Origin of the sequence: Streptomyces sp. cf386, from assembly GCF_900103585.1 — a bacterium.
In the GTDB taxonomy this organism is placed as follows: Bacteria; Actinomycetota; Actinomycetes; order Streptomycetales; family Streptomycetaceae; genus Streptomyces.
Genome location: NZ_FNHV01000004.1, coordinates 593,693 through 620,329, shown reverse-complemented (window position 1 = coordinate 620,329; position 26,637 = coordinate 593,693). Strand labels below are relative to the sequence as shown.

The 26,637-nt window shown below is 69.9% G+C and carries 28 protein-coding genes and 1 pseudogene; 11 read left to right on the top strand and 18 right to left on the bottom strand.

Features of this window, described 5'->3' with window-relative positions; all coding sequences use genetic code 11:
• Nucleotides 1-25 precede the first annotated feature (25 nt).
• Together BLU79_RS13905 and BLU79_RS13900 are read right to left on the bottom strand one after the other, a co-directional pair.
• Entirely contained in the window at nucleotides 26-421 is a 396-nt protein-coding gene (locus BLU79_RS13905) for a DUF2267 domain-containing protein (RefSeq protein ID WP_093906059.1), read from the bottom strand.
• Nucleotides 422-522: 101 nt separating this feature from the next.
• Complete coding sequence (locus BLU79_RS13900) at nucleotides 523-954, bottom strand: Hsp20/alpha crystallin family protein (protein WP_093906005.1); 432 nt, start codon at nucleotides 952-954, stop codon at nucleotides 523-525.
• Between the two features lie 126 nt (nucleotides 955-1,080).
• Between BLU79_RS13900 and BLU79_RS13895 the strand changes: the two genes are divergently transcribed.
• Nucleotides 1,081-1,713 (top strand): type III effector protein, encoded by a 633-nt coding sequence (locus BLU79_RS13895; RefSeq protein ID WP_093906058.1) that lies wholly within the window; start codon nucleotides 1,081-1,083, stop codon nucleotides 1,711-1,713.
• A gap of 764 nt (nucleotides 1,714-2,477) precedes the next feature.
• Here the strand turns inward: BLU79_RS13895 and BLU79_RS13885 are convergent.
• Nucleotides 2,478-2,681: pseudogene (locus tag BLU79_RS13885) on the bottom strand (IS5/IS1182 family transposase); the annotation flags it as partial.
• 36 nt (nucleotides 2,682-2,717) lie between these two features.
• Here BLU79_RS13885 and BLU79_RS13880 point away from each other — a divergent pair.
• Nucleotides 2,718-3,194: a hypothetical protein gene (locus tag BLU79_RS13880; RefSeq protein WP_093906004.1), complete on the top strand. Its 477-nt coding sequence runs from the start codon at nucleotides 2,718-2,720 to the stop codon at nucleotides 3,192-3,194.
• Nucleotides 3,195-3,288: 94 nt separating this feature from the next.
• On the opposite strand, the gene BLU79_RS13875 is transcribed toward BLU79_RS13880, so the two are convergent.
• A complete protein-coding gene (locus tag BLU79_RS13875) occupies nucleotides 3,289-3,540 on the bottom strand; it encodes a hypothetical protein (protein WP_177001010.1) in 252 nt (83 codons plus the stop codon).
• Between the two features lie 410 nt (nucleotides 3,541-3,950).
• Between BLU79_RS13875 and BLU79_RS13870 the strand changes: the two genes are divergently transcribed.
• From BLU79_RS13870 to BLU79_RS13860, 3 genes are read left to right on the top strand one after another with little or no spacing between them, the layout of a single operon-like run.
• On the top strand, nucleotides 3,951-5,021 hold the full coding sequence (locus BLU79_RS13870) for an aromatic ring-hydroxylating dioxygenase subunit alpha (RefSeq protein WP_177001009.1): 1,071 nt from the start codon (nucleotides 3,951-3,953) through the stop codon (nucleotides 5,019-5,021).
• Nucleotides 5,018-5,188: a hypothetical protein gene (locus BLU79_RS48220; RefSeq protein ID WP_093906003.1), complete on the top strand. Its 171-nt coding sequence runs from the start codon at nucleotides 5,018-5,020 to the stop codon at nucleotides 5,186-5,188. The genes BLU79_RS13870 and BLU79_RS48220 overlap by 4 nt, the downstream gene beginning before the upstream one ends.
• Nucleotides 5,185-6,123, top strand: a complete 939-nt coding sequence (locus tag BLU79_RS13860; RefSeq protein ID WP_093906002.1) for a PDR/VanB family oxidoreductase — start codon at nucleotides 5,185-5,187, stop codon at nucleotides 6,121-6,123. The genes BLU79_RS48220 and BLU79_RS13860 overlap by 4 nt, the downstream gene beginning before the upstream one ends.
• Here BLU79_RS13860 and BLU79_RS13855 read toward each other — a convergent pair.
• Nucleotides 6,038-6,961: an IclR family transcriptional regulator domain-containing protein gene (locus BLU79_RS13855; protein ID WP_093906001.1), complete on the bottom strand. Its 924-nt coding sequence runs from the start codon at nucleotides 6,959-6,961 to the stop codon at nucleotides 6,038-6,040. The two genes, BLU79_RS13860 and BLU79_RS13855, sit on opposite strands and share 86 nt — an antisense overlap.
• A gap of 157 nt (nucleotides 6,962-7,118) precedes the next feature.
• On the opposite strand from BLU79_RS13855, the gene BLU79_RS13850 reads away from it, so the two are divergent.
• Genes BLU79_RS13850 through BLU79_RS13835 form a run of 4 tightly spaced genes read left to right on the top strand, consistent with a single transcriptional unit; the run spans nucleotide 7,119 to nucleotide 10,484 of the window.
• Complete coding sequence (locus BLU79_RS13850; RefSeq protein ID WP_093906000.1) at nucleotides 7,119-8,087, top strand: ABC transporter substrate-binding protein; 969 nt, start codon at nucleotides 7,119-7,121, stop codon at nucleotides 8,085-8,087.
• A gap of 17 nt (nucleotides 8,088-8,104) precedes the next feature.
• On the top strand, nucleotides 8,105-8,875 hold the full coding sequence (locus BLU79_RS13845; RefSeq protein ID WP_371131856.1) for an ABC transporter permease: 771 nt from the start codon (nucleotides 8,105-8,107) through the stop codon (nucleotides 8,873-8,875).
• Entirely contained in the window at nucleotides 8,872-9,651 is a 780-nt protein-coding gene (locus BLU79_RS13840) for an ABC transporter permease (protein WP_093905999.1), read from the top strand. The genes BLU79_RS13845 and BLU79_RS13840 overlap by 4 nt, the downstream gene beginning before the upstream one ends.
• 20 nt (nucleotides 9,652-9,671) lie before the next feature.
• Nucleotides 9,672-10,484, top strand: coding sequence for an ABC transporter ATP-binding protein (locus tag BLU79_RS13835; RefSeq protein WP_177001008.1), 813 nt, complete (start codon nucleotides 9,672-9,674; stop codon nucleotides 10,482-10,484).
• Here BLU79_RS13835 and BLU79_RS13830 read toward each other — a convergent pair.
• The 13 genes from BLU79_RS13830 to BLU79_RS13770 all read right to left on the bottom strand — a co-directional run bounded on the left by BLU79_RS13830 (nucleotide 10,453) and on the right by BLU79_RS13770 (nucleotide 25,198).
• Entirely contained in the window at nucleotides 10,453-12,597 is a 2,145-nt protein-coding gene (locus tag BLU79_RS13830) for a discoidin domain-containing protein (RefSeq protein WP_256333287.1), read from the bottom strand. The two genes, BLU79_RS13835 and BLU79_RS13830, sit on opposite strands and share 32 nt — an antisense overlap.
• Nucleotides 12,598-12,681: 84 nt before the next feature.
• Nucleotides 12,682-14,271, bottom strand: a complete 1,590-nt coding sequence (locus BLU79_RS13825; RefSeq protein ID WP_093905997.1) for a glycoside hydrolase family 13 protein — start codon at nucleotides 14,269-14,271, stop codon at nucleotides 12,682-12,684.
• A gap of 30 nt (nucleotides 14,272-14,301) precedes the next feature.
• Entirely contained in the window at nucleotides 14,302-15,165 is an 864-nt protein-coding gene (locus tag BLU79_RS13820; RefSeq protein ID WP_093905996.1) for a carbohydrate ABC transporter permease, read from the bottom strand.
• Nucleotides 15,162-16,151, bottom strand: coding sequence for a carbohydrate ABC transporter permease (locus BLU79_RS13815; RefSeq protein ID WP_256333286.1), 990 nt, complete (start codon nucleotides 16,149-16,151; stop codon nucleotides 15,162-15,164). Before BLU79_RS13815 ends, BLU79_RS13820 begins: the two co-directional genes overlap by 4 nt.
• A gap of 6 nt (nucleotides 16,152-16,157) precedes the next feature.
• Entirely contained in the window at nucleotides 16,158-17,507 is a 1,350-nt protein-coding gene (locus tag BLU79_RS13810; protein ID WP_093905995.1) for an ABC transporter substrate-binding protein, read from the bottom strand.
• Between the two features lie 154 nt (nucleotides 17,508-17,661).
• The gene (locus tag BLU79_RS13805; RefSeq protein ID WP_177001007.1) at nucleotides 17,662-18,660 is read right to left on the bottom strand and encodes a LacI family DNA-binding transcriptional regulator; all 999 of its coding nucleotides are present in this window, start codon (nucleotides 18,658-18,660) and stop codon (nucleotides 17,662-17,664) included.
• A gap of 87 nt (nucleotides 18,661-18,747) precedes the next feature.
• Nucleotides 18,748-19,446: a GntR family transcriptional regulator gene (locus BLU79_RS13800; RefSeq protein WP_093905993.1), complete on the bottom strand. Its 699-nt coding sequence runs from the start codon at nucleotides 19,444-19,446 to the stop codon at nucleotides 18,748-18,750.
• Between the two features lie 86 nt (nucleotides 19,447-19,532).
• Entirely contained in the window at nucleotides 19,533-20,534 is a 1,002-nt protein-coding gene (locus BLU79_RS13795; RefSeq protein WP_093905992.1) for a proline racemase family protein, read from the bottom strand.
• Between the two features lie 78 nt (nucleotides 20,535-20,612).
• Nucleotides 20,613-21,527 carry a dihydrodipicolinate synthase family protein gene (locus BLU79_RS13790; protein ID WP_093905991.1) on the bottom strand — a complete coding sequence of 305 codons (915 nt, stop codon included), beginning with the start codon at nucleotides 21,525-21,527 and terminating at the stop codon, nucleotides 20,613-20,615.
• A 29-nt stretch (nucleotides 21,528-21,556) separates the two neighbouring features.
• Nucleotides 21,557-22,981, bottom strand: a complete 1,425-nt coding sequence (locus tag BLU79_RS13785) for an NAD(P)/FAD-dependent oxidoreductase (protein ID WP_093905990.1) — start codon at nucleotides 22,979-22,981, stop codon at nucleotides 21,557-21,559.
• Entirely contained in the window at nucleotides 22,974-23,276 is a 303-nt protein-coding gene (locus BLU79_RS13780; RefSeq protein WP_093905989.1) for a (2Fe-2S)-binding protein, read from the bottom strand. Before BLU79_RS13780 ends, BLU79_RS13785 begins: the two co-directional genes overlap by 8 nt.
• The gene (locus BLU79_RS13775; protein ID WP_093905988.1) at nucleotides 23,273-24,424 is read right to left on the bottom strand and encodes an NAD(P)/FAD-dependent oxidoreductase; all 1,152 of its coding nucleotides are present in this window, start codon (nucleotides 24,422-24,424) and stop codon (nucleotides 23,273-23,275) included. The genes BLU79_RS13780 and BLU79_RS13775 overlap by 4 nt, the downstream gene beginning before the upstream one ends.
• A 111-nt stretch (nucleotides 24,425-24,535) precedes the next feature.
• Entirely contained in the window at nucleotides 24,536-25,198 is a 663-nt protein-coding gene (locus tag BLU79_RS13770; RefSeq protein WP_177001006.1) for an MmyB family transcriptional regulator, read from the bottom strand.
• A gap of 222 nt (nucleotides 25,199-25,420) precedes the next feature.
• On the opposite strand from BLU79_RS13770, the gene BLU79_RS13765 reads away from it, so the two are divergent.
• Complete coding sequence (locus tag BLU79_RS13765) at nucleotides 25,421-26,071, top strand: helix-turn-helix domain-containing protein (RefSeq protein ID WP_093905987.1); 651 nt, start codon at nucleotides 25,421-25,423, stop codon at nucleotides 26,069-26,071.
• A 38-nt stretch (nucleotides 26,072-26,109) separates the two neighbouring features.
• Nucleotides 26,110-26,634, top strand: coding sequence for a toxin-antitoxin system, toxin component (locus BLU79_RS13760; RefSeq protein WP_093906053.1), 525 nt, complete (start codon nucleotides 26,110-26,112; stop codon nucleotides 26,632-26,634).
• The last annotated feature ends 3 nt before the right edge of the window (nucleotides 26,635-26,637 follow it).

Below are 26,637 nucleotides of genomic sequence, written 5' to 3'. Positions count from 1 at the left end.
TCGGGCACCGGGGTACACGTGATGATCAGGTGGACTGGGGGCGGCCGAAGAGCAGGTCGTAGCCGGCGGGGAGCTGGAGCAGGATCTGGCCCAGCAGGTCCTCGCCGGCGGCGTCGGCGACGGTCGACAGCACGGCACTGACGTCCCAGGCCGCGGTCTGCTCGGTGGCGCCTTCGATCCACGCGGCGGTTGCGCGCACGAATCGCTCCGGGAGCAGCGGCTCGGCGCTCTGCAGCGGGTTGAGCAGGATCAGGGCGAACGCCTCAGGCAGGCGCGCCGCCAGCTGGGCGCGGACGTCGCCCACCAGGTGCGCGCCGAGGAGGGCAAGTACCACACGGGCCGCGCGCTCGGCTTCCTCCGCAGAGTCGTACTCGCCGCGTTCCTTCACGCTGCCGAGGAACGCTTCGCATCGCAGAGTCATCTCGGCTGCCACCCCTTTCTTCTTCAGACTGCCCGCGGGGGTGCGGAGAGCGGGGTGAGGGGGAGATCAGGTACCCGCCTTCCGCACCCGTCCGGCCGGTGTCAGCCGGAGATCTCCTTGCGGCCGGATCCGACACCGATGGAGATCTTGCGGGGCTTGGCGCGCTCGGCGATCGGGATGCGCAGAGTGAGCACGCCCGCGTCGTAGTCGGCCTGGATGTGCTCGGTGTCGAGGGTGTCGGCGAGCACGATCTGGCGGGAGAAGACACCCAGCGGCCGCTCGGACAGCTCCATCTGTACGTCGTCGGTCTTCGCCACCGGCCGCCGTTCGGCCTTGACGGTGAGCATGTTCCGCTCGACGTCGATGTCGATCGCGTCCGCGGTGACGCCGGGAAGGTCGAAGGCCACCACATACTCGTCGCCCTCGCGGTAGGCGTCCATCGGCATCGCCGACGGGCGGGACCAGGTCCCCGGGCCCATCAGCTGCTGCGCCAGCCGGTCCAGCTCACGGAAGGGGTCAGTGCGCATCAACATCGTGAATACACCTCCAGCAGGTTCAGGCAGTTGCTGCCAATGCGCCTCACTGACACCGTTGTAACATGTCATCCAATGGATGACAAACACGATGTCGTCTACATGATGACGACAAGGGAGGTGTCCGTGACCCAGGCCGACCAGCCGTCCCCGACCAGCACGAATGCCCACAGCCCGGCGTCGTTCCTCGCCGCCGCAGCGGCCCTGCACGCCATAGACGGCGCCCTGCGCGACGCCCAGCGACAGTCCCCGGACACCCCGGATGCTCCCGGCCCCGTGCCGGAGCAGGCGCTGGCCTCCCTGATGCTGCTGCGGCAGGTACGCGAGCAGCTCGCCGGATGGGAGACCGGCTTGATCGAAACCGCCCGCGACGCGGGAGCCAGCTGGGCCGATCTCGCCCGCCCCCTCGGCGTCGCCAGCCGCCAGGCAGCCGAACGCCGCTACCTGCGCGGCCGCCCCGGCCCCGCCGGAACCACTGGTGAACAACGCGTCCAGGCCACCCGCGAAAGCCGCGCCGCTGAACGCACCAACGCCAACTGGGCCCGCCGCAACGCAGCCGACCTGCGCCGCATCGCCGGCCAGATCACCGCTCTCACCGACCTGCCCACCACGGCCCGCCTCCCGCTCAGCCAGCTCCACGCGGCCCTTGCCCACGACGATCCCGCCGAGCTCATCCGCCCCCTCTACGCCACCCGCCCCCACCTGACCACCACCCACCCCGACCTCGCTGCGCAACTCGACACCCTCGCACCCCCCTGAACCCACCCGTTCCGGTTCTCTGTTCCGTTCCTGCTCGGGCCCGGGCCGTGGTGGCATGCCCAGGTCCACACTGGCTGTCGCGGAAGCCCGGTGGGCCTGGGCGCGCTTGCTGGCCAGGAACCTCAGGGGGAGGTCGAGGCCTTCGACCTCCCCGCGCCAGCCTTCGTCGATCGCGCGTTGACGACGGGCCAGGAGGTCGGCCTTCGACTCGTCGAGCCGGGGCAGCATCTTGGGGTTGATCGACAGCATCGGGCATCGGATACAGGCTTATCCGAACTAGCCCAGCTGGCCGCCCGGTGGGGTGGATCGCCGTCGAGTTGCTGAAAGTAGTGGGACAGAAATCCCGCCTGCTGGGACCATCCGGGCGTGTCGTGCGGCTGACTCCTGCCTTGTCGCCGATGAACGGGCGTCCGGGGACAGGGGACAATGCAGGATATGGATGACGCGTTCACACTCCTTCGGCGGGCCGTCGACCTGCTGTCCGAGGACGCCGCAGCAGAGAACGGGCAGACGGTTGGGGATGTTCGCGAGGACATCGGGCGCCAGGAGTGGGAGATGGTGCTCGGCGTTCTCATCGAGATCGGGGATGTCCACCCCGTGACAGTCGACTTCTGGGAACTCCTCGCCGAGGCCGCTCGCCAGATGATGCTCGACCGCAGCTGCCGTTGGTGCGAGTGGCGAGCCTGGGAAGTCCAACATGGCACCGTTCGGGCAACCCTGGGCTGTCCCGTAAAAGATCTCCGGAGTGCTGGCCACCAGTTCCGTTGCCGCGAGGTCAGGTTCGTCCGCCAGGACGCAGCCACCAGCAACACCCTGTCTTCCAGCGGCAGGCTCCACGGTCGGCCCTTGCGGACCGGATCCACCCCCTGGCGCTGTAGCGCAGTGACCAGCTTGCCGAACTGACGCGGGCTCAGCCCGGTGAACGGGACTATCCAGGACGGCTCCGACGCCGTGATCACAGCAGCCACATCTGGATCGTCCCAAAGATCGGACAGCATGAAACGATGACTGCCATGTCAGGTCAGGTCTGGGTGTCACTCATATCCGTGGGCGGCGTTGTCCTCGGCGGTCTGTTGTCCTACCTCGTCCAGCACAGGACTCAGCTTTCGGCAGAACGCGCAGAACAGCAACGACAGCAGATCACCCTGTCGGAAGCCAGGCGCGCGGAACGGCTGGCGTTGCTGGAGCGGTTCATCGAGGTGGGGGCCGAAGCCGAACGCGCCGCGTTCAGTCGGCCTGACGAGTGGGACGACACCCACAACTGGTACCTGACGACCCAGGACGCGATGAACAGGCTGTGGGTCGCGGAACGACTCATCCGCATCCAATTCCCCCTGCCCGTACACGACTCGGCACGCGCGTACTTCCTCGACCTCAACCGGACGGTGTGGGAAGGGTTGCCCGACGGCGAGAGCGTGCGGGACTACCTGGAAGGCAACCGGCTGGCGTTCCTCGACGCGGCTCGTGCGGTCATGGGATAGCGGCCGCCAGCCTCCGAAGATCCTTTACGGGACAGCCCTTGGGGCGAGGGGCCGACCCTCCCAGCGATGCTGACTTCTTGGGCGGCAGTGTCTGTCACGGCTCCGGAGTAATGCGACCAACGGTGCTGCGGATGTCGGGCATGCCGAGGCGGACGGTGGACGGCTGGGCTGCACGCTCGCGCATGGCCTCCAGTTTCTGCGCGGCGGCGGCCATGGCGGTCTCGATGGCGGCAACCTCGCCGAGCCAGCCTTGATCCGCTGCCTCTCGGAGGCGGTCGAACCCGTGGCAGATCGCCGGCTCGACACCTGCGGGCGCCGAGCCCGGCAGCGTCGAGTGACACGTCACATACCCTTCCCCCACCCCCCTGACCCGCGCTTATGCGCTACAGAGGCAAAACAGCGGCGAATTCGACCCGGATTCGACCCCCACGGCCTCCTTCACGGCTACGACCACACCCGATCAGAAGTGATGCAACTTCTGCCGCTGTACCAACGAATTACAGAAACCGAATCACCACAAGAGTCCCAATAGGTATCAGTCTCGTAAGTCGACAACACCGAAAGGGACGCGCATCCCGCCGATGTAGGCACGGTGCCACGGAATGGCCCGACTCCATCCCGACCCAGCCCCACGAGAGATTGCACCCTCTGAACAGGCCTTTTACCGATCCTCTTCCGTGAGGCGGAAGGGGTATTGCGGCACGGCGGTGCCCTTCCGGACGATGCCACCACAGCAGACAGACGGGAGCCGCAACGATGCCGCACATGACCGCCTTCGCCAGGAACCAGTGGTACGTCGCCGCCTACAGCCACGAGGTCGGGCGCGAGTTGCTCGGACGGACGATTCTCGGGGAGACCCTCGTCCTCTACCGCACGGAGGAGGACGGGACGCCGGTCGTCCTGCACGACCGGTGTGTGCATCGCCGTTACCCGCTGTCCGAGGCGCCGACCCGGCTCGACGGTGACCGGATCGTGTGCGGGTACCACGGGTTCACGTACGACACGACCGGTGCGTGTGTGTACGTGCCGGGGCAGAAGCGTGTCCCTCGGACGGCGCGTGTCGCCTCGTACCCCGTTGTCGAGCAGGACTCCCTGATCTGGGTGTGGATCGGTGACCCGGCGCTCGCCGACCCCGAGAGCATCCCTCGGGCCAGGCACCTCGACTCCCCCGGCTGGGTCACCGTGCGCGGCATGGAGCCCATCGACTGCGACTACGGTCTGCTCGTCGACAACCTCCTCGACCTGTCCCACGAGACCTATCTGCACGGCGGGTACATCGGCACCCCCGAGGTCGCCGAGACGCCGATCACCACCGAGGTCGACGAGGGCGCCGGCATCGTCCGGGTCAGCCGGCACATGGACGACGCCGAGTGCCCGCCGTTCTACGCCAAGTCGACCGGTATCGAGGGCCGGATCACCCGCTGGCAGGACATCGAGTACCACGCCCCGTGTCTGTATCTGCTGCACAGCCGCGTCGCTCCCGTCGGCGTGGTGCCCGAGGCGGACGGCAGTGACCCGGGCGGCTTCCACACCGAGGTCACATACGCCATCACGCCGTCCGGCGACGGCAAGGTGTACGACTTCTGGGCGGTCTCACGGGACTGGGCGACGGACGACGAGGAGGTCACCGAGTTCCTGCGCGGCAACAACCACACGGTGGTCATGCAGGACGTCACCGCCCTCAACCTGCTCCAGAAGACCCTGGGCACCGAGCGCCACGGCTACCAGGAGCTGAGCATCAACATCGACACCGGTGGACTCGCCGCCCGCCGTATCCTCGCCCGGCTGGTCGAGGAGGGCGCCAAGCCGATGGAGAAGGTCCAGTGACGGGCCCTACCGGCGAGATCTACCGCATCGACTGGCTGCCGGGCACCGACGTCCTGCACGGCACCTGTCACTGCGGCCGCGAACACACCGCGAAGGACCCGGTGGAGATGTGGGAGTGGATGCTCGCGCACCCGCAAGGACACGAGCCGCGAGGAAACAGTTCATGAGCGACGTGTACGAAGCCGAACTCGTCGTCGACCGCAGAGAATTCGCGGCCGACGGCGTGCTCGCCCTCATTCTGCGCCACCCGCTGGGCGAGCAGCTCCCCGGCTGGGAACCCGGCGCCCACATCGACGTGGTGCTCGGGCCGGAGCTGGAGCGGCAGTACTCGCTGTGCGGCGATCCGGCCGACCGGACACAGTGGCGGATCGCTGTGCTGCGGGAGCCGGACGGGCGCGGCGGATCCGCCCATGTGCACGAGCAGTTGGGGCAGGGGGACAAGGTGCGGGTGCGCGGTCCCCGCAATCATTTCCGCCTGGAGCCCGCTCCCCGGTACCGGTTCATCGCGGGCGGCATCGGCATCACCCCGATCCTGCCGATGCTGGCCGCGGCCGAGGCGGCGGGCGCCGAATGGACGCTGCTGTACGGCGGGCGTACCCGTCGATCGATGGCGTTCACCGAGGAGTTGGGGCGGCACGGCGGACGGGTCACCGTCGCCCCGCAGGACGAGTCGGGGCTGCTGGACCTCGCCTCCGCGCTCGACGACGTACCCGACGGCACCCTCGTCTACTGCTGTGGCCCCGGTCCGCTGCTGGACGCCGTCGAGGAGCGGTGCCCGTCCGGGGTGCTGCACATCGAGCGGTTCCAGGCGAAGGAGCAACCGGTCGGCGAGGACGGGGAGTTCGAGGTCGAGCTGGCCCGGAGCGGGCTGACGCTGACCGTGACGCCGGGTGTCTCCCTGCTGGACACGGTGCGGGCGGCCGGCGTCGAGGTGCTCTACTCCTGCACCGAGGGCACGTGCGGGACCTGCGAGACCGACGTCCTGGACGGCACCCCGGACCACCGGGACTCCGTACTCACGCCGGAGGAGCAGGAGAGCGGCGAGACGATGATGATCTGCGTGTCGCGGTGCCGGGGACAGCGGCTGGTCCTGGATCTGTAACCTGTCCCGGATCTGTGGCCTGTCCCGGATCTGCAACCCCTCCTGGATCCGTGATCCGTCCGGGATGCGTCATCCGCAGGTCCGCCTCGATCCCGGCGACGGTCGCCAGCAGATGCGGCAGCAGGTCCCGGCGTACGGAGTCGACGGAGTTGCGGCCGGCGTGCACGGCGATGTTGACGGCCGCGACCACCTCGCCGCCCCGATCCCGCACCGGGGCGGCGACCGACCTCAGCCCCTCCTCCAGCTCCTGGTCGACGACCGCGTAACCCTGCCTGCGGACGCGGCGCAGCTCCGCCCGCAGGGCGTCCGGCGAGGTGAGGGTGCGCCCGGTCAAGGGCTTCAACTCGGCGCGGGTGAGCCGGACTTCGACCTCCTCGTCCGGTAGATGGGCGAGGATCACCCGGCCCACGGACGTCACATACGCTGGGAATCGGGTGCCGACCGTGATGGACGCCGTCATGATGCGCCGGGTCGGGACCCGGGCGACGTACACGATGTCGTCGCCGTCGAGGACGCACAGCGACGACGACTCCCGTACCTGCGCGACGAGTTGCTCCAGATGCGGCTCGGCGATCTGGGGCAGGGTGTAGCTGGAGAGGTAGGAGTAGCCGAGTTCCAGCACGCGCGGGGTGAGGCGGAAGAGACGGCCGTCCTGGTGGACGTAGCCGAGGTCGGCGAGGGTCAGGAGCAGGCGGCGGGCCGCGGCGCGGGTCAGGTCGCAGGTCTGGGCGACCTCGCTGAGCGTGCGGGCCGGATGCTCGGCGTCGAAGGAGCGGATCACGGCGAGGCCGCGCTCGAAGGACTTCACGAAGTGCGGTGCGCGTACGTCGGCGGACATCGCCACCTCCAGAAGTGTCAACAATGTTGTCGGTGAACCCATTGACCGGATCCGCTTGAGGCTTCTACCTTCCCGCTGAGCAACCTCGCGCACTACTGTGCGCCTTGCGCACAACCTGTCGGAACACCGTTGCACCGTTGTCTGTACAGGAGGAGCCATGCGTCGTCTGTCCGCCGGTCTCACCGCCGGCGCTCTGCTGTTCGTCGCGACGGCCTGCGGCTCGTCCGACGGCGGTTCACCGGCCGCCGGCACGTCGTCCGGCGGTGTCACGACCGTCAAGCTCGGGCTCATCCCGATCGTCGATGTCGCACCGCTGTATCTCGGCCAGAAGAAGGGCTTCTTCGAGAAGCAGGGCCTGAAGCTGGAGTTCACCGCCGCTCAGGGCGGTGCGGCGATCGTGCCGGGTGTGGCGAGCGGGCAGTTCCAGTTCGGGTTCAGCAATGTGACGTCCCTGATGGTGGCCCAGTCCAACGGCGTCCCCGTGAAGGCCGTCGCCAACGGGATCGCGTCAACCGGCGTGCGGGGCAAGGACTTCAACGGCCTGATGGTCAAGAAGGACAGCCCGATCAAGTCGGCGAAACAGCTCGAGGGCAAGAAGGTCGCCATCAACACCCTGAAGAACATCAACGAGACCGCGGTCCGCCAGGCGGTACGGGTGGCGGGCGGCGACCCGGACAAGGTGACCCTCGTCGAGATGGCCTTCGACCAGATGCCCGCCGCCCTCGACCAGGGCCAGATCGACGCCGCGTGCGTGGTCGAGCCGGCGACCGCCACCATCCGGAGCCAGGGCGGCCGGGAGATCGCCTCGCCGTTGATCGACGTCGCGCCCGAGCTCACCGTCGCCATGTACTTCACCTCGACGCAGTACGCGCAGCAGAACCCGGACGTGGTCAAGAAGTTCCAGGACGCCACCGCCGAGTCCCTCGCGTACGCCGAGGCCCATCCGGACGAGGCCCGGCAGATCGTCACGACGTACACCAAGATCCCGGCGAACGTGCTGGACCAGGTGACCCTGCCCAAGTGGCCTGCCGAGGCGAACCGCTCCTCCATAGAGGCCCTGATGAAGCTGGGCGAGGAGGACGGCCTCTTCAAGAAGACGCCCGACCTGGACGCGCTGCTACCGTGAGGGACTTCAGACGCATAATGGGTTCGAACGTCGCCCTCGGCGCGGCCGGGCTCGCGGCCTTCCTCGCCCTGGGCGAGGCGGTGCCGCGACTCGGCCTGGTCAAGGAGGCCTACTTCCCGCCGACCAGCCGGATCGCCGACGCGCTCGCGGACGAGGCCGCCGACTCCGCCTTCTGGACCGCGCTCGGCGACACGCTCACCGGCTGGGCGCTGGGCCTGGCGATCGCGTCCTGCGCGGGCATCGTGATCGGCGTGCTCGTCTCGGTCGTGCCGTATCTGCGCGAGGCGACGGCCTCCACCATCGAGTTCCTGCGCCCGATCCCGTCGGTCGCGCTCATCCCGCTGGCCGTGCTGCTGTACGGCACCGAGCTGCGCTCCGTGCTCCTCCTCGTCATCTACGCCTCCTTCTGGCAGGTGCTGATCCAGGTCCTGTACGGCGTCCAGGACGTCGACCCCGTCGCCGAGGAGACGGCGCGGTCGTACGGCCTCGGCACCTGGGCGCGGATCCGGCATGTGCTGTGGCCGACCGCGCTGCCGTACGTCATGACCGGCGTGCGGCTCGCGGCGGCCGTCGCGCTGATCCTCGCCATCACCGCCGAACTAGTCGTCGGCGCGCCGGGGTTGGGCAAGCGCATCGGCGTCGCGCAGGCGTCGCAGGCGGTGCCCGAGATGTACGCGCTGATCGTGGTGACCGGACTGCTGGGGCTGCTGATCAACGTGGGTGCGAGGACCGTGGAGCGGCGGGCGTTGGCCTGGCACCAGTCGGTGCGCGGGGAGGTGGCGGTGTGACGCGCGTACTGCTGCGGCTGGTCTTCGTGTTCGCGCTGCCCGCGCTGCTGGTCACCGTCTGGTGGGTGGCCTCCGCCGGGAGTACGGACGTGTACTGGCCGCCCTTGCGGACGATCCTGGAGGCCTTCCCGGACGTATGGACGGCGGAGCGGCTGCGGGAGGACGTGCTGCCCAGTGTGCTGCGGCTGTCGGGCGGTTACGCACTGGCGGCCGTGGTGGGCGTGGCGGTCGGTACCGTCATCGGCTCCTATCGGCGGGTGCGGGCCGTGTGCGAGCCGGTCCTGGAGTTCCTGCGGGCGGTGCCGCCGCCTGTGCTGGTGCCGGTCATCATGCTGTTCGCGGGCATCGGCGACACCATGAAGATCACGGTGATCGCGAGCGGCTGCGTGTGGCCGATCCTGCTCAACACCGTCGAGGGCGTGCGAGCGGTGGACCCGGTGATGGCGGAGACGGCACGGTCGTACGGCGTCACGGGCGTGGCGCGTCTGCGGCACCTGGTCCTGCGCTCGGCGAGCCCGCAGATCTTCGCGGGCCTGCGCCAGGCCCTGTCCATCGGCATCATCCTGATGGTGATCAGCGAGATGTTCGCTGCCAGCAACGGTCTGGGCTTCACCATCGTCCAGTTCCAGCGGGGCTTCGCGATCCCGGACATGTGGACCGGCATCCTCGTGCTCGGTCTGCTCGGTTTTGTGCTGTCGGTCGTCTTCCAGTTGGTCGAGCGGCGGGTGCTCGGCTGGTACCACGGTCTGCGCGCCTCGGCCCGGCGGTCGCCGTGAACATCGAGAAGGGGCGGTCCATGCTCGACGTACGCGGACTGAAGAAGGTCTACGAGGGGTCGGGGCGTCGGGTGGAGGCGGTCCGCGACCTCACCTTCACCGTCGACGCCGGGGAACTCGTCTGCCTCGTCGGCCCGTCGGGCTGCGGCAAGACGACGCTGCTGAAGTGCATGGGCGGACTGCTCGCCCCGACCGGCGGTGAAGTGCTCCTGGAGGGGCGGAAGGTGACCGGCCCGCCGCCCGGAATGGCCTTCGTGTTCCAGGAGTACGGACGCAGCCTGTTTCCTTGGATGCGGGTCGGCGAGAATGTCGAACTTCCCCTCAAACAGAAGGACTTGAGCAAGGGGCGGCGCCGGGAGTTGGTGCGGGACGCGCTGGAGTCGGTGGGTCTCGCGGATGCCGTGGGGGCGTATCCGTGGCAGCTGTCCGGCGGGATGCAGCAGCGGGTCGCGATCGCCCGGGCGCTGGCGTACGAGCCCCGTGTGCTGCTGATGGACGAGCCGTTCGCGGCGGTCGACGCGCAGACCCGGGCGGATCTGGAGGACCTGGTCCGGGGGCTCTGGCGGGAGCGCGGCATCACGATCCTGTTCGTCACCCATGACATCGACGAGGCCGTCTATCTGGGCGAGCGGGTGATCGTACTGTCCGCCTCCCCCACCGTCGTCCAGGAGCAGCTGAAGGTCGAACTGCCCGCCCAGCGCGACCAGTTGCACACCCGCGTGGACCCGCGCTTCGCCGAGCTGCGCACCCATGTGTACGAGCAGATCCAGGCGGCGAAGCGCGGGGTCGTGCGCGACTCGGTCACGAAGTCAGATACGCCTCCACCTCACTGAACTGACCGGCCGGCCAGCCGGTGTTGGCGCTGACGGACAGCCGCAGATACCGCAGGTTCGTGCTGCCGGGCAGGGAGACGGTGGCCGTGTTGCCGGTGGCCGGGTCGAAGCGGTAGCCGGTTGCGCCGACGACCGTCGAGTAGGACGAGCCGTCGGTGCTGCCCAGCACCGTGACGGTCTGGGTGCGCGCGCCCCAGGCCGAGGACGGCGGCAGCTTCAGCACCAGCCGGCGGACCGCCTCGCTCGAACCGAGGTCGACCGTCAGGGACTGCGGGAAGGCGTTGTTGGCCGACTCCCAGTAGGTGTTCGCGTCGCCGTCGACGGCCTTGCCGGGTGTGTAGACGTCCTGCGAGCCGGTGGCGGTGGCCGGGCGGCCCTTGGCCAGGTTGCGGGTGGGATCCGGGTCGGGGTTGCCCTGGCCGGGCTGCGGCCACGTCGAGCAGTCGGACCAGGTGCTGCTCCAGCCGGAGTTGCCGCCGCCGTCGGTGAGGGTGAAGGTGCCGGAGTTGGCCGGGTAGGGGCAGTTGTAGATGCCCGCGGCGCCGACGCCGGTCGCCGTGACGTTGCGGAAGGTGGCGGCGCCCTGGGTCTCGGCCTGGACGACGACCGTGCCGGTGTTGCGTACGGTGGCGCCGTCGACGGTGACGTTCTTCGCCGCGAAGCCGCGCCCGCTGCCCGAGACGAACTCGAAGGCGCTGTACGGGCTGTCGGTGATGGTGGTGTTGGTGATGCGGACGTTCGCCTCGATGGCACTGTCGTATGAGTCGACGCGCAGAGCGCCCATCGGGTGGTTCCAGTTGGGGTTCATCGCGCCCGTGCGGACGAGCGTGTTGCCGTCGACCGTGATCGTGCCGGACAGCGGATGGAAGGGGTCCAGGAACTTCTGGTTGGAGATCGCGATGCCGCTGCCGAGGGCGTTGGTGTCGGAGATCAGGTTGTCCTTGACGGTGATGTCGGTGCCGCCGTAGATCGCGATGCCGTTGGCCAGGTTCGGCTGCGTGATCGTGTTGTTCTCGAAGCTGCTGTTCGTGTCCGGCGCGTACAGGGACCACATGGCGAGCGCGTCATCGCCCTGGTTGCGCAGGAAGTTGTGGCGGACCTTCACCCCGCGCGCGTTGCCGTTGAGATTGAGGCCGTCGGCGGTCATGTCGAGGAAGCGGTTGTTCTCGACGACGAGGTTGTCGTTGGTGCCCATCAGCCAGAGGCCGACCTTGAGGTGCTGGAGCCACATACCGGAGACGGAACTGTTCGGCCCCAGCGAGCCGTTGACGAAGTTGTCGGGGTTGGAGTCGACGCGTTCGGTGACCTCGCCGACGACCGCGAAGTCCTTGATGTGGACGTTGCCGGAAGAGCTCGACTGGTCGATGAAGCGCGAGGTGCGCACGATCGAGTGCCAGCTGCCCGCGCCCTGGAGGGTGACGTTCTGGACGCCGCCGAGGGAGGACGTGAGCTTGTACTCGCCCGGCGGGATCCACACCACCCCGCCCTGCGCCGAGGCGATGGCGTCACGGAAGGCCTGGGTGGAGTCGCCCTGGCCGCTGGGGTCCGCACCCTTGGCCGTCACCGACACGGACCCGGCGGGCTGGGTTGCGGCCCCGGCGACCTGCTCGAAGTCGGCGACGTCGACGGTGACTTGAGTGTGGGCCGCTTCCAGGGCCACCTTGTCGCCCGCCTGCACGTTCTGGCCGAGCATCAGTCGGGCGTTGTCGTAGAAGTGGTGGGTCTTGGCGCCGGGGATCCAACTGGTGTCGACGTAGGAGTACTTGGACGTGACGGCGATGGTCTTGGCGAGCTTGGTTCCGTTGACGTACACGTTCAGCGAGCCGGACTGTCCGTCGGGGACGCTGTAGGCCACGTTCAGGGCGTTGGCCGCGCCCGGTGCCGTGAACTCGACGCGCTGACCGGCGGCGAGGCGGACGGCCTGGCGTCCGGAGGCCTCGGAGGCGAGGGTGCCCTGCGTGTAGTCGGGGCCGATCTTCGTGCCGGTCGTGGTGGCGGACTCGGCCTCGACCGAGGTGAAGGGGAGGGTGGCGCCGGCGGCCGCGTGGGCGGTGGGGGTCGTGGCGGTGAGCAGGCCGGCGGTGAGGGCGACGGTGATCGCGGTCGCGGTCATGGTTGGCGCGATCATGACAAATCTGCGCGTGTGCTGCATGGCTGATCCCTTCGGGGTGGGGGTGCGGGGATAGCGGCCGCGGTCTCAGGCGCGCAGCCAGACCGCGGTGTCCTTCGGCAGCCGACCGGTGTCCTCCAAAGGGCCGCTGGCGAGGAGGAGTTCGGTGTGGGCGGGCAGGTCGGCGGGCTCGTCCGCCAGGTTCAGCACGCAGGTCACGCCCGGTGCGCGGGTGAAGGCGAGCACACCGTGGGGGGCGGGCAGCCAGGTGAGCGGGCCATCCCCGAACAACGGCCGGAGCGCGATCGCGCGGCGGTAGAGGGCGAGCATCGACGTGGGGTCCGCGGTCTGACGGTCGGCCGCGTACGACCCCCAGTCGGCGGGCTGTGGCAGCCACGGCTCCTCATGTGAGCCGAAGCCCGCGTACGGCGCGTCGGCCGTCCACGGCAACGGGACCCGGCAGCCGTCCCGGCCCGGGTCGGTGCCGCCGGAGCGGGCATGCATCGGGTCCTGGACACGGCCGAGGGGGATGTCGACCTCGGGCAGGCCCAGCTCCTCGCCCTGGTAGACGTAGACGGCTCCGGGCAGGGCGAGTGACAGCAGCGCGGCCGCGCGGGCCCGGCGGGTGCCGAGGGCGAGGTCGGTCGGGGTGCCGAAGGCCTTGGTGGCGAAGTCGAAGCCGGTGTCGGTCCGGCCGTAGCGGGTGACCGTGCGCGTCACGTCGTGGTTGCACAGCACCCAGGTCGCGGGGGCGCCGATCGGAGCGTGCTCGGCGAGTGTCTCGTCGATGGCCGTGCGCAGCCGTCCGGCGTCCCAGGGGCAGGTCATGAAGGAGAAGTTGAAGGCCGTGTGGAGTTCGTCGGGGCGCAGATAGCGGGCGAAGCGTTCGGTGTCGGGGAGCCAGACCTCGCCGACGAAGACGCCGCCGTACTCGTCGGCGATCGCGCGCCAGGCGCGGTAGATGTCGTGGAGTTCGTCGCGGTCGACGTACGGGTGCGGGTCCCGGCCCTCGGTGAAGTTCGGCAGACGGGGGTCCTTGGCGAGGAGTGCGGCGGAGTCGATACGGACGCCGGAGACGCCCCGCTCGAACCAGAAGCGCAGAATGTCCTCGTGTTCCCGCCGGACGGCCGGGTGGGCCCAGTTGAGATCGGGCTGCTGCGGGGCGAACAGGTGCAGATACCAGTCGCCGTCGGGCAGCCGGGTCCAGGCGGGCCCGCCGAACTCGGAGCGCCAGTCGTTGGGCGGGAGTGCACCGCGGCCCGCGCGGAAGTGGAACAGTTCCCGCTCCGGGCCGCCCTTCAGCGCCGCCCGGAACCAGGGGTGCTGGTCCGAGACATGGTTCGGCACGATGTCGACGATGGTGCGGATACCGAGTGCGTCCGCCTCGGCGATGAGTTTCTCGGCCTCGGCCAGGGTGCCGAAGGCCGGGTCGATCGCGCGGTAGTCGGCGACGTCGTAGCCGCCGTCCTTCATCGGTGAGACGTACCAGGGCGTGAACCACAGCGCGTCCACGCCGAGTTCGGCGAGGTACGGCAGCCGGGCGCGGACGCCCGCGAGGTCACCGGTGCCGTCGCCGTCGCCGTCCGCGAAGCTACGGACGTACACCTGATAGATGACGGCGCTGCGCCACCAGTCCTGCGCCCCACGGGGCTTCCGGGCATGGGTGGGCTGTCCCACGGTGGGTGCCTTTCTGTCGGAGGGGCGACGTCAGCCCTTCGAGCCGCCCGCGCTGATGCCGGCGATGATGTGCCGCTGGAAGACCAGGAACATCGCGACCATCGGGATGCTGGCGATCACCATCGCCGCGATGAGCACGGTGAGCTGGATGTTCTGCGACAACTGCACGAGGGCCACGCTGACCGGCTGTTTGTCGGTGTCGGAGAAGACCATCAGCGGCCACAGGAAGTCCTGCCAGACGGCGACCAGCGCGAAGATCGACACGACGCCGAGCACGGGCCGGGACATGGGCAGCACGATCGACCACAGGACGCGCAGCCGGCCGGCCCCGTCGATCTCGGCGGCCTCCAGCACATCGCGCGGGATCTGGTCGAAGAACCGCTTCAGCAGGTAGAGGTTGAAGGCGTTGGCGACGGCCGGGAGCCAGATGGCGAGGGGGTCGTTGAGCAGGCCCAGGTCGGCCACGGTCAGGTACTTCGGCACCACCAGCGCCTGGGCCGGGACCATGAGGGTGGCGAGGATGCCGCCGAGGATCACCTTGCCGAAGGCGGGCCGCAGCTTGGACAGGGCGTATGCGGCGGCTGTGCAGAACACGAGCTGGAACGCCCAGGCGCCGGTCGCCTGGACCACCGTGTTCGTCAGGTGCGTCGGCAACTGCATCAGGTCCCAGGCGTCGGTGTAGCCGCTGAGGTGCCATTGCTCCGGGACCGGCGTGGGAGGCGTCCGCGCCACTTCGTCCGGGGACTTCATCGCGCCGGTCACCATCCAGTAGACCGGGAAGAGGAAGGCGAGCGCGAAGAGCACGACGACCCCGGTGAAGACGGTCCAGTAGACGGCCCTGCCGCGCGGGCGGGCGAGCACGGCCGGGGAGACGAGGGTGCGGGTGGTGCTCATACGTCCCCCTCGGAGCGGGTCAGCCTCAGGTAGGCGGCGGAGAACACGCCGAGCAGCGCGAGGAGCAGCACGCTCAGCGCGCAGGCGCCGCCGAAGTCGTTGTAGAGGAAGGCGTACTTGTAGATGAGGTAGAGGACGGTGACCGTGGCGTTCTCGGGGCCGCCGCCCGTGATCACGAACGGTTCGGTGAACACCTGCATCGTGGCGATGATCTGAAGGAGCATCAGCATGAGAATCACGAAGCGGGTCTGCGGGATCGTCACATGGCGGACGCGTTGCAGCAGGTTCGCGCCGTCCAGTTCGGCCGCCTCGTACAGCTCCCCCGGGATGGACTGAAGCGCCGCCAGGTAGATCAGGACGGTGCCGCCCAGGTTGGCCCAGGTGGCGACGATGACAAGGGAGACCAGGGCCGTGTCGGCGCCGTTGGACCAGTTCGACGTGGGCAGGTGCAGGAACCGCAGCGCCTCGTTGGCGAGGCCGGTGCCGGGGTCGTAGAACCACTTCCACAGCAGGGCGCTGACCACCGGCGGGATCATCACCGGCAGATAGACCACGACCCGGAAGAACGCCTTCGCGTGCCTCAACTCGTTGAGGACCAGGGCGAGTACGAAGGGGATCGCGAAGCCGATCAGCAGGGCGAGCAGCGTGAAAGTGAGCGTGTTGCGCCAGGCCGCCGCGAACTCCGGGTCGGCGAAGACACGGGTGAAGTTGGCGGTGCCGACCCACTCGGGGTCGCTGCCGGGCGTGTACTTCTGGAAGGCGATCACGACCGCTCGGATCGCCGGGTACCAGGAGAAGAGCGCGAAGCAGATGACGCCGCCGAGGAGGAAGCCGTAGGCACGGGCCTGGTCGGTGAGACGACGCCGCCTCCGGTCCCCTGCCGGGGGCGGCGCCTGTACCGGGCGGGCCGCGACCTTGCCCGCAGCCCTTTCCGCGGCCTTCTCCGCGGTCTGCTCCCTGGTCCGCCGCTGGGCCGTCCTGGTCACGGCCCGTCAGCCCCGCGCCAGGATGCTGTCGATCTTCCCGGAGGCGTCCCTCAGGAGCTGGTCGATGTCGGCGTCCTCCTTGGTGAGGACGGCGGAGACGACCCCGTCGAGGACGGAGTAGATCTGCTGGGCGCTCGGCGGCTCGATCTTCATGTCGAGGCTCTGGTTGCCGTCGAGGAAGGCCTGGTAGTTCTCCACCGGGACGTTGGCGTTGGCCTCCTTGACCTGCTGGTCCTTGGCGTCGGCGGCACCGGTGAACAGCCGGGGCTCGGGCAGTCCGACGGGGGCATCGTTCTTCTTGGCGCGGGCGTAGTCGCCGAGGAAGCCGTCACCGGGGGTGAGGAACATGTGGTCGAGCCACTTCAGACCGGCACGGATCTGCTCGGGGCTCGCCTTCTTGTTGAACATGTAGCCGTCGCCGCCGATGAGCGTGCCCTCGCCGCCGGGCATGGGGGCGAGCGCGAGGTCCTTGTAGTCGCCGCCCTTCTCCTTGACCAGGATCGGGATGTTGTCGGGGGCGGAGAGGTACATGCCGAGCTTGCCGGAGCCCATCATCTGCTGGACGTCGTTGATGACCAGCAGTTGCTTGCTGCCCATGGAGTTGTCGGTCCAGCGCATGTCGTGCAGGTTCTGGAGCACGGCGCGGCCCTCGGGGGTGTTGACGGTCGCCTTCTTGCCGTCGGCGCTCACGACGTCGCCGCCCTGCGAGTAGAGCTCGGCGGTGAAGTGCCAGCCGCCCTGGTTCTGGGCGCTGTAGTCGGCGTAGCCGACGGTGCCGCCTCCGAGACCGGCGATCTTCTTGGCGACGGTGCGCAGTTCGTCCCAGGTGGCCGGGGGCTTCTCGGGGTCGAGGCCCGCCTCCTCGAAGAGCTTCTTGTTGTAGATCAGGCCCATCGAGTAGCCGGTGCGCGGTATGCCGTAGATCTTGCCGTCGACGGTGTAGATGTCGCGCAGCTGCTGCTGGACGGTCTCGTAGCTCTTCAACTCCTTGACGTACGGCGTGAGATCGGCGGCCTGGTTGATGTCGACGACGTGCCGGGCGTCGGTGAAGTACGTGTAGAAGACGTCCTCCATCTGCCCGCCGGCGAGCTTGGCGTCGAAGGTCTTCGGGTCCTGGCAGGGGAACGCGTCATGGGCGACGACGTCGATGTCCGGGTTCTGCTTCTCGAAGGAGGCGATGTCCTGCTCGAAGAACTGGCGGTCGACCTTGGCGCTCTTGGGCGGCATGCAGTTGACCGTGATGCGGGTCTTGCCGCTCGCCGACTCGTCGTCGCCCGACCCGCACGCGGAGACGGCCAGGGCGAGAGAGCAGACGCTCAGCGCGGCAAGGGTACGGCGGAACCCGGTGCTTCTCATCGATGGACCCCTCTGGGCAGGAGCGGTGGGCGCCGCACACTCAAGCACCGGCGACGGGGGTCCGCAAGATGTCGCGCGTAGTTTGAAATTTTTGAACAGCCGACTGGATCTCAGTGGAACGGGCGAGTGGCCCTCGGCGGGATCGGGTGGGACCTCAAGGACGAGGCGCCTGCGCCGTGGATCCGCGCACCACCAGTTCCGGCTCGAAGAGCAGCTCCTCCACGGGTACGGCCGTGCCCGCGATCTGCGCGTTCAGCAGCTCCACGGCCGCCCTGCCCATGGCCTCGATGGGCTGGCGGACGGTGGTCAGGGGAGGTTCCGTGCAGTTCATGAACGCCGAGTCGTCGTACCCGACCACTGAGACCTCCGACGGGACGTCAAGTCCCTTGCGGCGGGCGGCCCTGATCGCCCCGAGCGCGAGCGGGTCGCTGGCGCAGATGATGCCGGTCACCCCCCGGTCGATCAGCCGGGAGGCAGCCGCGTGACCACCCTCGATCGAGAAGATCGCCCGCGCGACGTGCTCCTCGGGCAGCTCCCCGGCGACACCCCGCGCGGCGGCCAGCTTGCGTGCCGACGGCACGTGGTCGGCCGGCCCGAGCACCAGCCCGATGCGCTCGTGGCCCAGCGAGGCCAGATGGCGCCAGGCCTGCTCCACGGCCACGGCGTCGTCGCAGGACACGCCCGGGAAGCCCAGGTGCTCGATGGCCGCGTTGACCAGGACGACCGGGATGTTGCGGTCGGCGAGCTCCTTGTAGTGGTCGTGGGGCGCGTCGGCCTGGGCGTACAGCCCGCCCGCGAACACGACGCCGGAGACCTGCTGTTGCAGCAGCAGCGCGACATAGTCGGCCTCGGAGACGCCGCCCTTGGTCTGCGTGCACAGCACCGGGGTCAGTCCGAGCTGGGCGAGCGCTCCGCCGATCACCTCGGCGAACGCCGGGAAGATCGGGTTCTGCAGTTCGGGGAGCACGAGGCCGACCAGCCGGGCGCGTTCGCCGCGCAGTTGGGTGGGCCGCTCGTAGCCGAGGACGTCCAGGGCGGACAGCACCGCCTGCCGGGTGGCCTCGGAGACGCCGGGCTTGTCGTTGAGCACCCGGCTGACCGTGGCCTCGCTGACCCCGACCTTCTTCGCCACTTCAGCAAGTCGCCGCGTCATGCGCGCAAGAATAGCGCAAGAAACGCAAACGGCTTGCGTTGTGTTGTCACCTCACGTCGCGTTGCCCGCCTCACCTTGCGCAGCCGCCTACTTCTTCGCCGCCCACAGTCCCCGGACGTGCCCGAGGTGGCGGGTCATGACCTCGCGTACGCCCTCCTCGTCACGGGCGATCAGCGCGTCGAGGAGTTCCAGGTGCTCCTCGGCGGAGGCCAGCAGGCGGCCCGCCTCGACGAGTGCGGTGAGCCCGTAGAGGCGGGAGCGCTTGCGGAGGTCACCGACAACCTCGACGAGGTGGGCGTTGCCGGCGAGGGCGAGCAGGCCGAGGTGGAAGCGGGTGTCCGCCTCGACGTAGGCGATGAGGTCACCGGAGACGGCGGCTTGGACGATCTCCCGTGCGGCGGGGCGCAGCGCCTCCAGGGAGACCTTGTCGGCGGTCCTCGCCAGCTCCACCACCGTGGGGATCTCGATGAGCGCCCGGATGTGCTTGTACTCGTCGAGCTGCTTCTCGGAGACCGCGGTGACCCGGAACCCCTTGTTGGGAACGGTGTCGACCAGGCCCTCCTTGACCAGGTCCAGCATGGCCTCGCGCACCGGCGTCGCCGAGACACCGAAGCGGGCGGCCAGCGTCGGCGCCGAGTACACGTCGCCCGGCAGCAGTTCCCCGGCGATCAGCGCGGCGCGCAGGGCGTCCGCGACCCGCTCCCGGTAGCTGCTCTTCTTGCCGCCCAGGGTGGGCAGCGCCGGGGCGGCTGCGGCGGACGGGGCGCTGGTGCGCTGGGCGGCCATGGGTCTCCTCGAACTGTGCGATGTCGCGCTGGGCGGCCAACGCAGTGCAATGTCACGCGTTATGCGCCCTCATTATCCTCGACGGCTCAGAGCACGAACCCGGCTGGGAAGGGGTCCGACGGATCGAGCAGGTACTGCGCCGTGCCCGTGATCCACGCGCGGCCGGTGAAACTCGGCAGGACGGCGGGGCGCCCCGCGACCTCCGTGGTGCCGAGGAGGCGTCCGGTGAACCGGGTCCCGATGAAGGACTCGTTCACGAACTCGGTGTGCAGCGGCAGTTCGCCGCGGGTGTGCAGCTGCGCCATCCGCGCGCTGGTGCCCGTGCCGCAGGGTGAGCGGTCGAACCAGCCGGGGTGGATCGCCATGGCGTGCCGGGAGTGGCGGGCGGTGGCGCCGGGGGCGATCAGGTGGACGTGGTGACAGCCGCGGATGGACGGGTCCTCGGGGTGGACGGGCTCCTCCTCGGCGTTGATCGCGGCCATGAGGGAGAGCCCGGCCTCCAGGATGTCGTCCTTGCGCGACCGGTCGAAGGGCAGCCCGAACTCCTCCAGCGGCAGGATGGCGTAGAAGTTGCCGCCGTACGCCATGTCGTATGTCACCGTGCGCCCGTCGGCCAGTGCGATCTTGCGGTCGAGGGCGACGGAGAAAGACGGCACGTTCTGGAGGGTGACCGCCTTCGCGGCGCCGTCCTCCACCGCCACCTCGGCGACGACCAGGCCCGCCGGGGTGTCGAGCCGGATCGTGGTGACCGGCTCGACGACCTCGACCATGCCGGTCTCCACGAGCACGGTCGCCACACCGATCGTGCCGTGCCCGCACATCGGCAGATAGCCGGAGACCTCGATGTAGATCACGCCCCAGTCACAGTCGGGGCGGCTGGGCGGCTGGAGGACGGCGCCGCTCATCGCCGAGTGGCCGCGCGGCTCGTTCATCAGGAGCTGCTTGATGTCGTCGCGGTGCTCACGGAAGTACAGGCGCCGCTCGTTCATGGTCGCGCCGGGGATCGTGCCGATGCCGCCGGTGATCACGCGGGTGGGCATGCCCTCGGTGTGCGAGTCGACGGCGTGCAGGACGAGTCTGCTGCGCACGGTCCAGCCTCCTTTGCGGTGACGCGAGTTGCGATGACGTGAGTTGCGATGACGTGAGTTGCGATGACGTGAGTGCGGTTACGCCAGCCCTGCGGCGACGGCCTTCTCGGTGGCGGCGCGGACGGCCGCCTCCTGCTCGGGCAGCAGCGGAACCCGCGGCGGGCGGACCGGACCGCCGTGCCGGCCGACGAGGTCCATGGACAGCTTGATGGCCTGCACGAACTCCACCTTGGAGTCCCAGCGCAGCAACGGGTGCAGCTGCTCGTACAGCTTCTTGGCCGTGCCCAGGTCGCCGTCGACGGCGGCGCGGTACAGCTCGACGGAGGACTTCGGCAGCGCGTTCGGGTAGCCGGCCACCCAGCCCTTCGCACCCGCGATCGCGAGCTCCAGCAGCACGTCGTCGGCGCCGATCAGCAGGTCGAGTTCCGGGGCGAGTTCGGCGAGCTGGTAGGCACGGCGGACGTCGCCGGAGAACTCCTTGACACCCTGGATATACCCCTCGCCGTGCAGCTTGGCGAGCAGCTCGGGTACGAGGTCGACCTTGGTGTCGATGGGGTTGTTGTACGCCACGATCGGCACACCCGCCTCGGCGACCTCGGCGTAGTGGGCGAGGACGGAACGCTCTTCGGCGCGATAGGCGTTGGGCGGCAGCAGCATCACGGCCCCGCAGCCCGCGTCGCGCGCCTGCTCGGCCCAGCGACGGGACTCGGCGGACCCGTAGGCGGCGACGCCGGGCATCACGCGCGCGCCGCCGATGGCGGTGACGGCCGTCTCGACGACCTTGGCCCGCTCCTCGGGGGTGAGGACCTGGTACTCGCCGAGCGAGCCGTTCGGCACGACGCCGTCGCAGCCGTTCTCGACCAGCCAGGCGCAGTGCTCGGCGAACCTGCCGTAGTCGACGGAGAGATCGTCGTTCAGCGGGAGCGCGGTGGCGACCAGGACGCCGCGCCAGGGGCGGTTGCCGGAATCGAGGGTGGTGGAACTATGGGTCATGAATTTCCCTCTCAATAGCATGTGACATTTTACTGTTGGTCGGTCTCTCCGGCCCGGGCCAGAACCCCGAGCGGTACCGGCCGGGCGAACGGCCGCCGGGACGGCGTCAGTTCGCACCCGGCGAGCCCCGCGACCGCGGGCCCGCACATCCGCCCCTGGCACCAGCCCATCCCGGCCCGCGTCAGCAGCTTCACGGTGCGCGGATCACCGGCACCGAGCTCCGCCACGGCCTCCCGGACCGCCCCGCCGGTGACCTCCTCGCAGCGGCACACGACGGTGTCGTCGGTGACCTGCTCGGTCCAGTGAGCGGGCGGGGCGTACACGGAGTCGAGCGCGGCGAAGAAAGTGCGCAGTCGGGTACGGACCTTGGCGGCCGCCGCCCATGCGCCCGGGTCGGGTGCGGTACCGCACAGGCGCGCCGCGGCCGAGCGTCCGGCGATATGGCCCTCGGCGAGCGAGAGGCCGTTGCCGCCGATGCCCGTGGTCTCTCCGGCGGCCCAGACACCGGGCACGTCGGTGCGCTGTTCGGCGTCGACGTGCACGCCGAGCCCGTCGAGCCGGCAGCCCAGGGTCTCGGCGAGGTCGGTGTGCGGGAGCATGCCGTGGCCGACGGCGAGGGTGTCGCAGGGGATACGGCGCTCACTGCCGGGCCTGACCCGCCCGTCGCCGTCGAGGTGGGCGACGGTCACGGCCTCCAGCCGCTCACTGCCGTGCGCCTCGACGATCGTGTGCCGGGCGAGGAGGCGCACCCGGTGGCGCAGCAGTCGGGCAGCGAATCCGGCCCCTTCGACGACCTTGCCGGGCTGCGCCGCCAGCGCGCGGGACTGCCGTACGAAGGCCTTGGGGTCGGCGGAGTCGACCAGCGCGGCCACCTCGACCCCGGCCGCGGCGAGTCCGGTCGCCACGGGGAGCAGCAGCGGGCCGGTCCCGGCGACCACGGCGGTGCGTCCCGAGACCGCGAGGGCGCCCTTGAGCATGGCCTGGGCGCCGCCCGGGGTGATGACACCGGGGAGGGTCCAGCCGGGGAAGGGCAGCACCTTCTCGTAGCCGCCGGTGGCCAGGAGCACGGCGTCGGCGCGCACTTCGGCCGGCTCCTCCTGCTCGGGGCCGAGGAGTGCGTGGACGGTGAAGCCCCGGTCCGGCTCGGCACGCCGCTCGACGAACCAGACGTGATGCTCCGTCAAGTGCCGTACGGTGCCCGCTCGGAGGTGCCCTTCCAACGCATCCCTCAGCCGCTCCCAGGTGCGCCACTGGTGATGCAGGGCCTGCGGTCTGCGGGCGCGCAGCCCGGCCGCGGGCCGGCGGTAGAACTGCCCGCCCGCCTCCGCCGCCGAGTCGACCAACGTGACCCGGACGCCCAGTGCCGCGGCGGCCACGGTCGCGGCCAGCCCCGCCGGACCCGCGCCGATCACGGCGAGGTGAGGGACCGCCCCTTCGCGGTTCGGGTCAGTCATCGTGGCCCGTCCCCTCCTGGGTGCGGATGGCGTCACCCGGGTGCAATGGCACCAGGCAGGCCCGTTGGTTCGGGCGGTCGTTGACGGTCACGAGGCAGTCGAAGCAGACGCCGATGCCGCAGAAGACCCCGCGCGGCCGACCCTGGCCCCGAGTGCTGCGCCACGAGGTGACACCGGCGGCCCACAGCGCCGCGGCGACCGTCTGGCCGGGCAGTGCCTGGATCTCACGGCCGTCCAGGGTGACCGTGAACGCCGGGCCCGGCCGGGCGTCGGCAAGCTCCAGCGGGGTTCTCACGTGGCCTCCTCGGCGAAACGGTCGGGGCGCAGCGGCGTCAGGTCCAGGTCGGGGGTCTTCGCGGTCAGCGCCTGTGCGATCAGGTGGCCGGTTCCGGTGGCGAGTCCGATGCCCGCGCCCTCGTGACCGCAGGCGTGGTACAGCCCGGGGACACGGGGATCCGGTCCGACGGCGGGCAGGTGGTCGGGCAGGTACGGGCGGAAGCCGAGGTAGGAGCGCATCGCGCGCACCCGCTCCAGGAACGGGAACAACCGGGTCGCCCCCGCGGCCAGCGCCCGTACGACCGGAAGCGAGAACGTCCGGTCGAAGCCGACCCGTTCCCGGCTCGCCCCGATGAGGATCGACCCCGCGGCCGTGCCCTCCACGACCGGTGAGGTCTGCAGCGCGGCCGAGTCGCTGGCCACGTCGGCCACGTAGTCGGCGGCGTACACCTTGTGGCGGACCCGGCGCGGGAGGGGTTCGGTGACGAGGACGAAGCCGCGCCGGGGAAGGACGGGCAGGTGGACGCCGGCGAGTGCGGCGAGCTCGCCGCCCCAGGTGCCGGCCGCGTTGATGACGGCCGGCGCGTGGATGTCGCCCTTGTCCGTGCGGACCCCGCGCACGGTGCCGTCCGGCCCGCGCAGGACGTCGGTCACGGTGTGGCCGGTGAGCAGGCGGGCGCCGGAGGCGCGGAGCAGGTGGGCGGCTGCCAGGGCGGGCATGACCTGGGCGTCCTGGGGGTAGTGGACGGCGCCGGGCAGGCCGGGGGCCAGATGAGGTTCGAGGTCATGGAGCCGGTCACCCGCCACCGGTTCGGCGACGACCCCGGCGGCACGCTGCCCTGCGGCGAACCGCTCCAGCGCCGCGAGCCCGCCGGGCGAGGAGGCCACGACCACTCCCCCCTTGGCCTCGTACTCGACGGCCGCGCCGAACTCCTGCGCCAGCTCGTCCCACAGCCGGCCGGACAGCAGCGCGAGGTCCAGCTCGGGGCCCGGTTCCTTGTCGGAGACGAGGAGGTTGCCCTCCCCGGCCCCGGTCGTGCCGCCGGCCACCGGGCCACGGTCGACGACGATCACGTCGAGGCCCGCCCGGCCCGCGTACAGGGCACAGGCCGCGCCCACCATTCCGGCTCCGACGACCACGACATCGCAGGTCAGTCGCTTGCTCACATCAGTACTATGTCACACACCACCAGGACAGGGAACAGGACAGACGACGTCTTCGAACCGAACCGTGCTGACGGGGCGCCGTCGACGACCTGAACGCCGACGGTGCCCCGTTCAGTCCTCGGGGTTGGGCACGACGCTCAGATGGCTCGCGGTGCGGCGCACCCCACGCCCCCTGGGCCGGTCGCGGCGCGCCTCGCGCAGTACCAGGGTCAGCCGGGTGTAGCCCATCTCCTGAAGGGTCCTGGGCGTCTCGTCGACGACCCGGCACTCGGTCGCACCCCAGCGCGGGTCGGGGTGCAGCAGCGGTCGTACGGCACCGTCCTGTGCGACGGCACGTTCGCCGACCGCCCGGATCCAGTGCGGCAGGCCCTGCCGGTAGGCGGCCTCCATGATCGGGTCCTGGGCGATCTCCCGGCGAATGGCCTGCAGCCCGTGGTCGTGGCCCTGCCGTTCCAGGGCGGCGGCGAAGTGGGCCAGCATCGGCAGGCACCAGCTGGACTCGTGCTCGCCGAGGACGGTGCTCGCGTCCGGGTGGAAGAGGACGAACCTGAGGAGGTTGTCGTCGGGCATGGCCGTCGGATGCGGGCCCACGCCGCGGAAAAGTGACGCGAAAGCGGTGTTCGCCAGAACGACGTCCCAGCAGTGGTCGAGGATGACGGACGGGAAGGGCACGGCCTCCACGAGAGTGGCGTAGTCCCGCAGATAGGCCTGGGCCTCGCAGCTCTCGGGGACGGGCCGCGGCTCGAACCGCTGCCCACCTGCCTGATATGCCATCGGGAGGTCACCCCTCTTGCCTATGCGGCCTTCACGCGGCGTCTTGATCCTGCGGCCCGGGTCGGACCATGTCAACTATCGTGGCATTCCATGCTTGTTGACGGCTGAAATTGGCCACAGTTGTGGCGAGACCTGGATGTGAGTTCGAACCAGCGGGTAATCTCCGTCCAGTTCACGGCAACCGCTTGTGAGAAGCCTGTGAGAGACGTAGGAGATCTGTCGGTGACGGATGGCATCGAGGGTCCGGGCGCCACGTCGACGGCTGCGCTGCCGGCCGTCGTCGCTCGTATCACCGCGCTCGCCGACCGGCTCGGCGTGCCACACGCGGAGGTCTTCGACACCCGCCGCCTGTCCGTTGCCTCAGGCGTCCCGGAGCCCGTGGTCAAGGCCCTGCTGAGCGGCCGTCCCGCGGGTGAGCCCGACGTACAGGCCCGCTTCCTCCAGCGCCTGGACCTCCTGCGCCGCACCCGCCTCAAGCCGAACGGCCGCAAGTACACCCAGCAGGAGATCGCCGACGGCGCGGGCATGTCGCGCCAGCAGGCGGGCGCCCTGATCAACGGCGACCGGCGCCCCACCATGGAGCACTGCGACGCCATCCAGCGCTTCTTCCGCGTGCACGCCGGATTCCTCACGGCCGAGGACCCCGAGGCGCTCGCGGGCGCCCTCCAGCGCCCCGAGCAGGATCTGCTGCAGAAGCTCGCCGAGCGCGAGGCGGCGCAGGCCACCGAGGATCCGCTGGAGAAGCTCCTCCAGGACCACGGCGTACGCGGAATCGCCTGGCGGGCCGCCCAACTGCCCACCGACCAGCACCGTGACAAGGTCGCCGAGTGGCTGGACATGCTCCTGGAGAGCGTCAAGCGGCCCGAGTCGTGATGCGGGAGAACGGGAGACTTGTGGGCATCGGTAGGGAAATGCGCCGCCTGTGCGGCGAGTTGGTCGCGGAGCTGACGCTTCCCGCGCCCGCGGCGCCCGAGAAGTTGTACGGCGCCCTGTGCGACGCGATGAGCAGACGCCGCGGCCGTCCCGTCCTCTTCCGTACGTCCGCCTTCCCGCCCGGCACCGCGAGCGGGCTGTGGCTGGACATGCCCGACCAGGACCTCGTCGTGATCGAGGAGCGCACCGCGCCCGACCACCAGTTGGTGATCCTCGGCCATGAGCTGTGGCACATGAAGGCCGGCCACTGCAGCCACAGCATCGAGGGCGCCACCGTGGCGGCCCGTCTCCTGGACGACGGGGCCGATCTGCGCTCGACGGTCCTGAAGGTCGCCGCCCGCAGCCACTTCGACCAGGCCGAGGAGAAGGAAGCCGAGGCCTTCGGCCTCTTACTTGCCAGCAAGTGCCGCGCATGGCTGGCGGTTTCGTCGGTGCGGGGCCAGCGGGACCACTTGGCGGGGCGGATCGAGGCGTCGCTCGGTTACCTCGGGCCACAGGGCTGACCG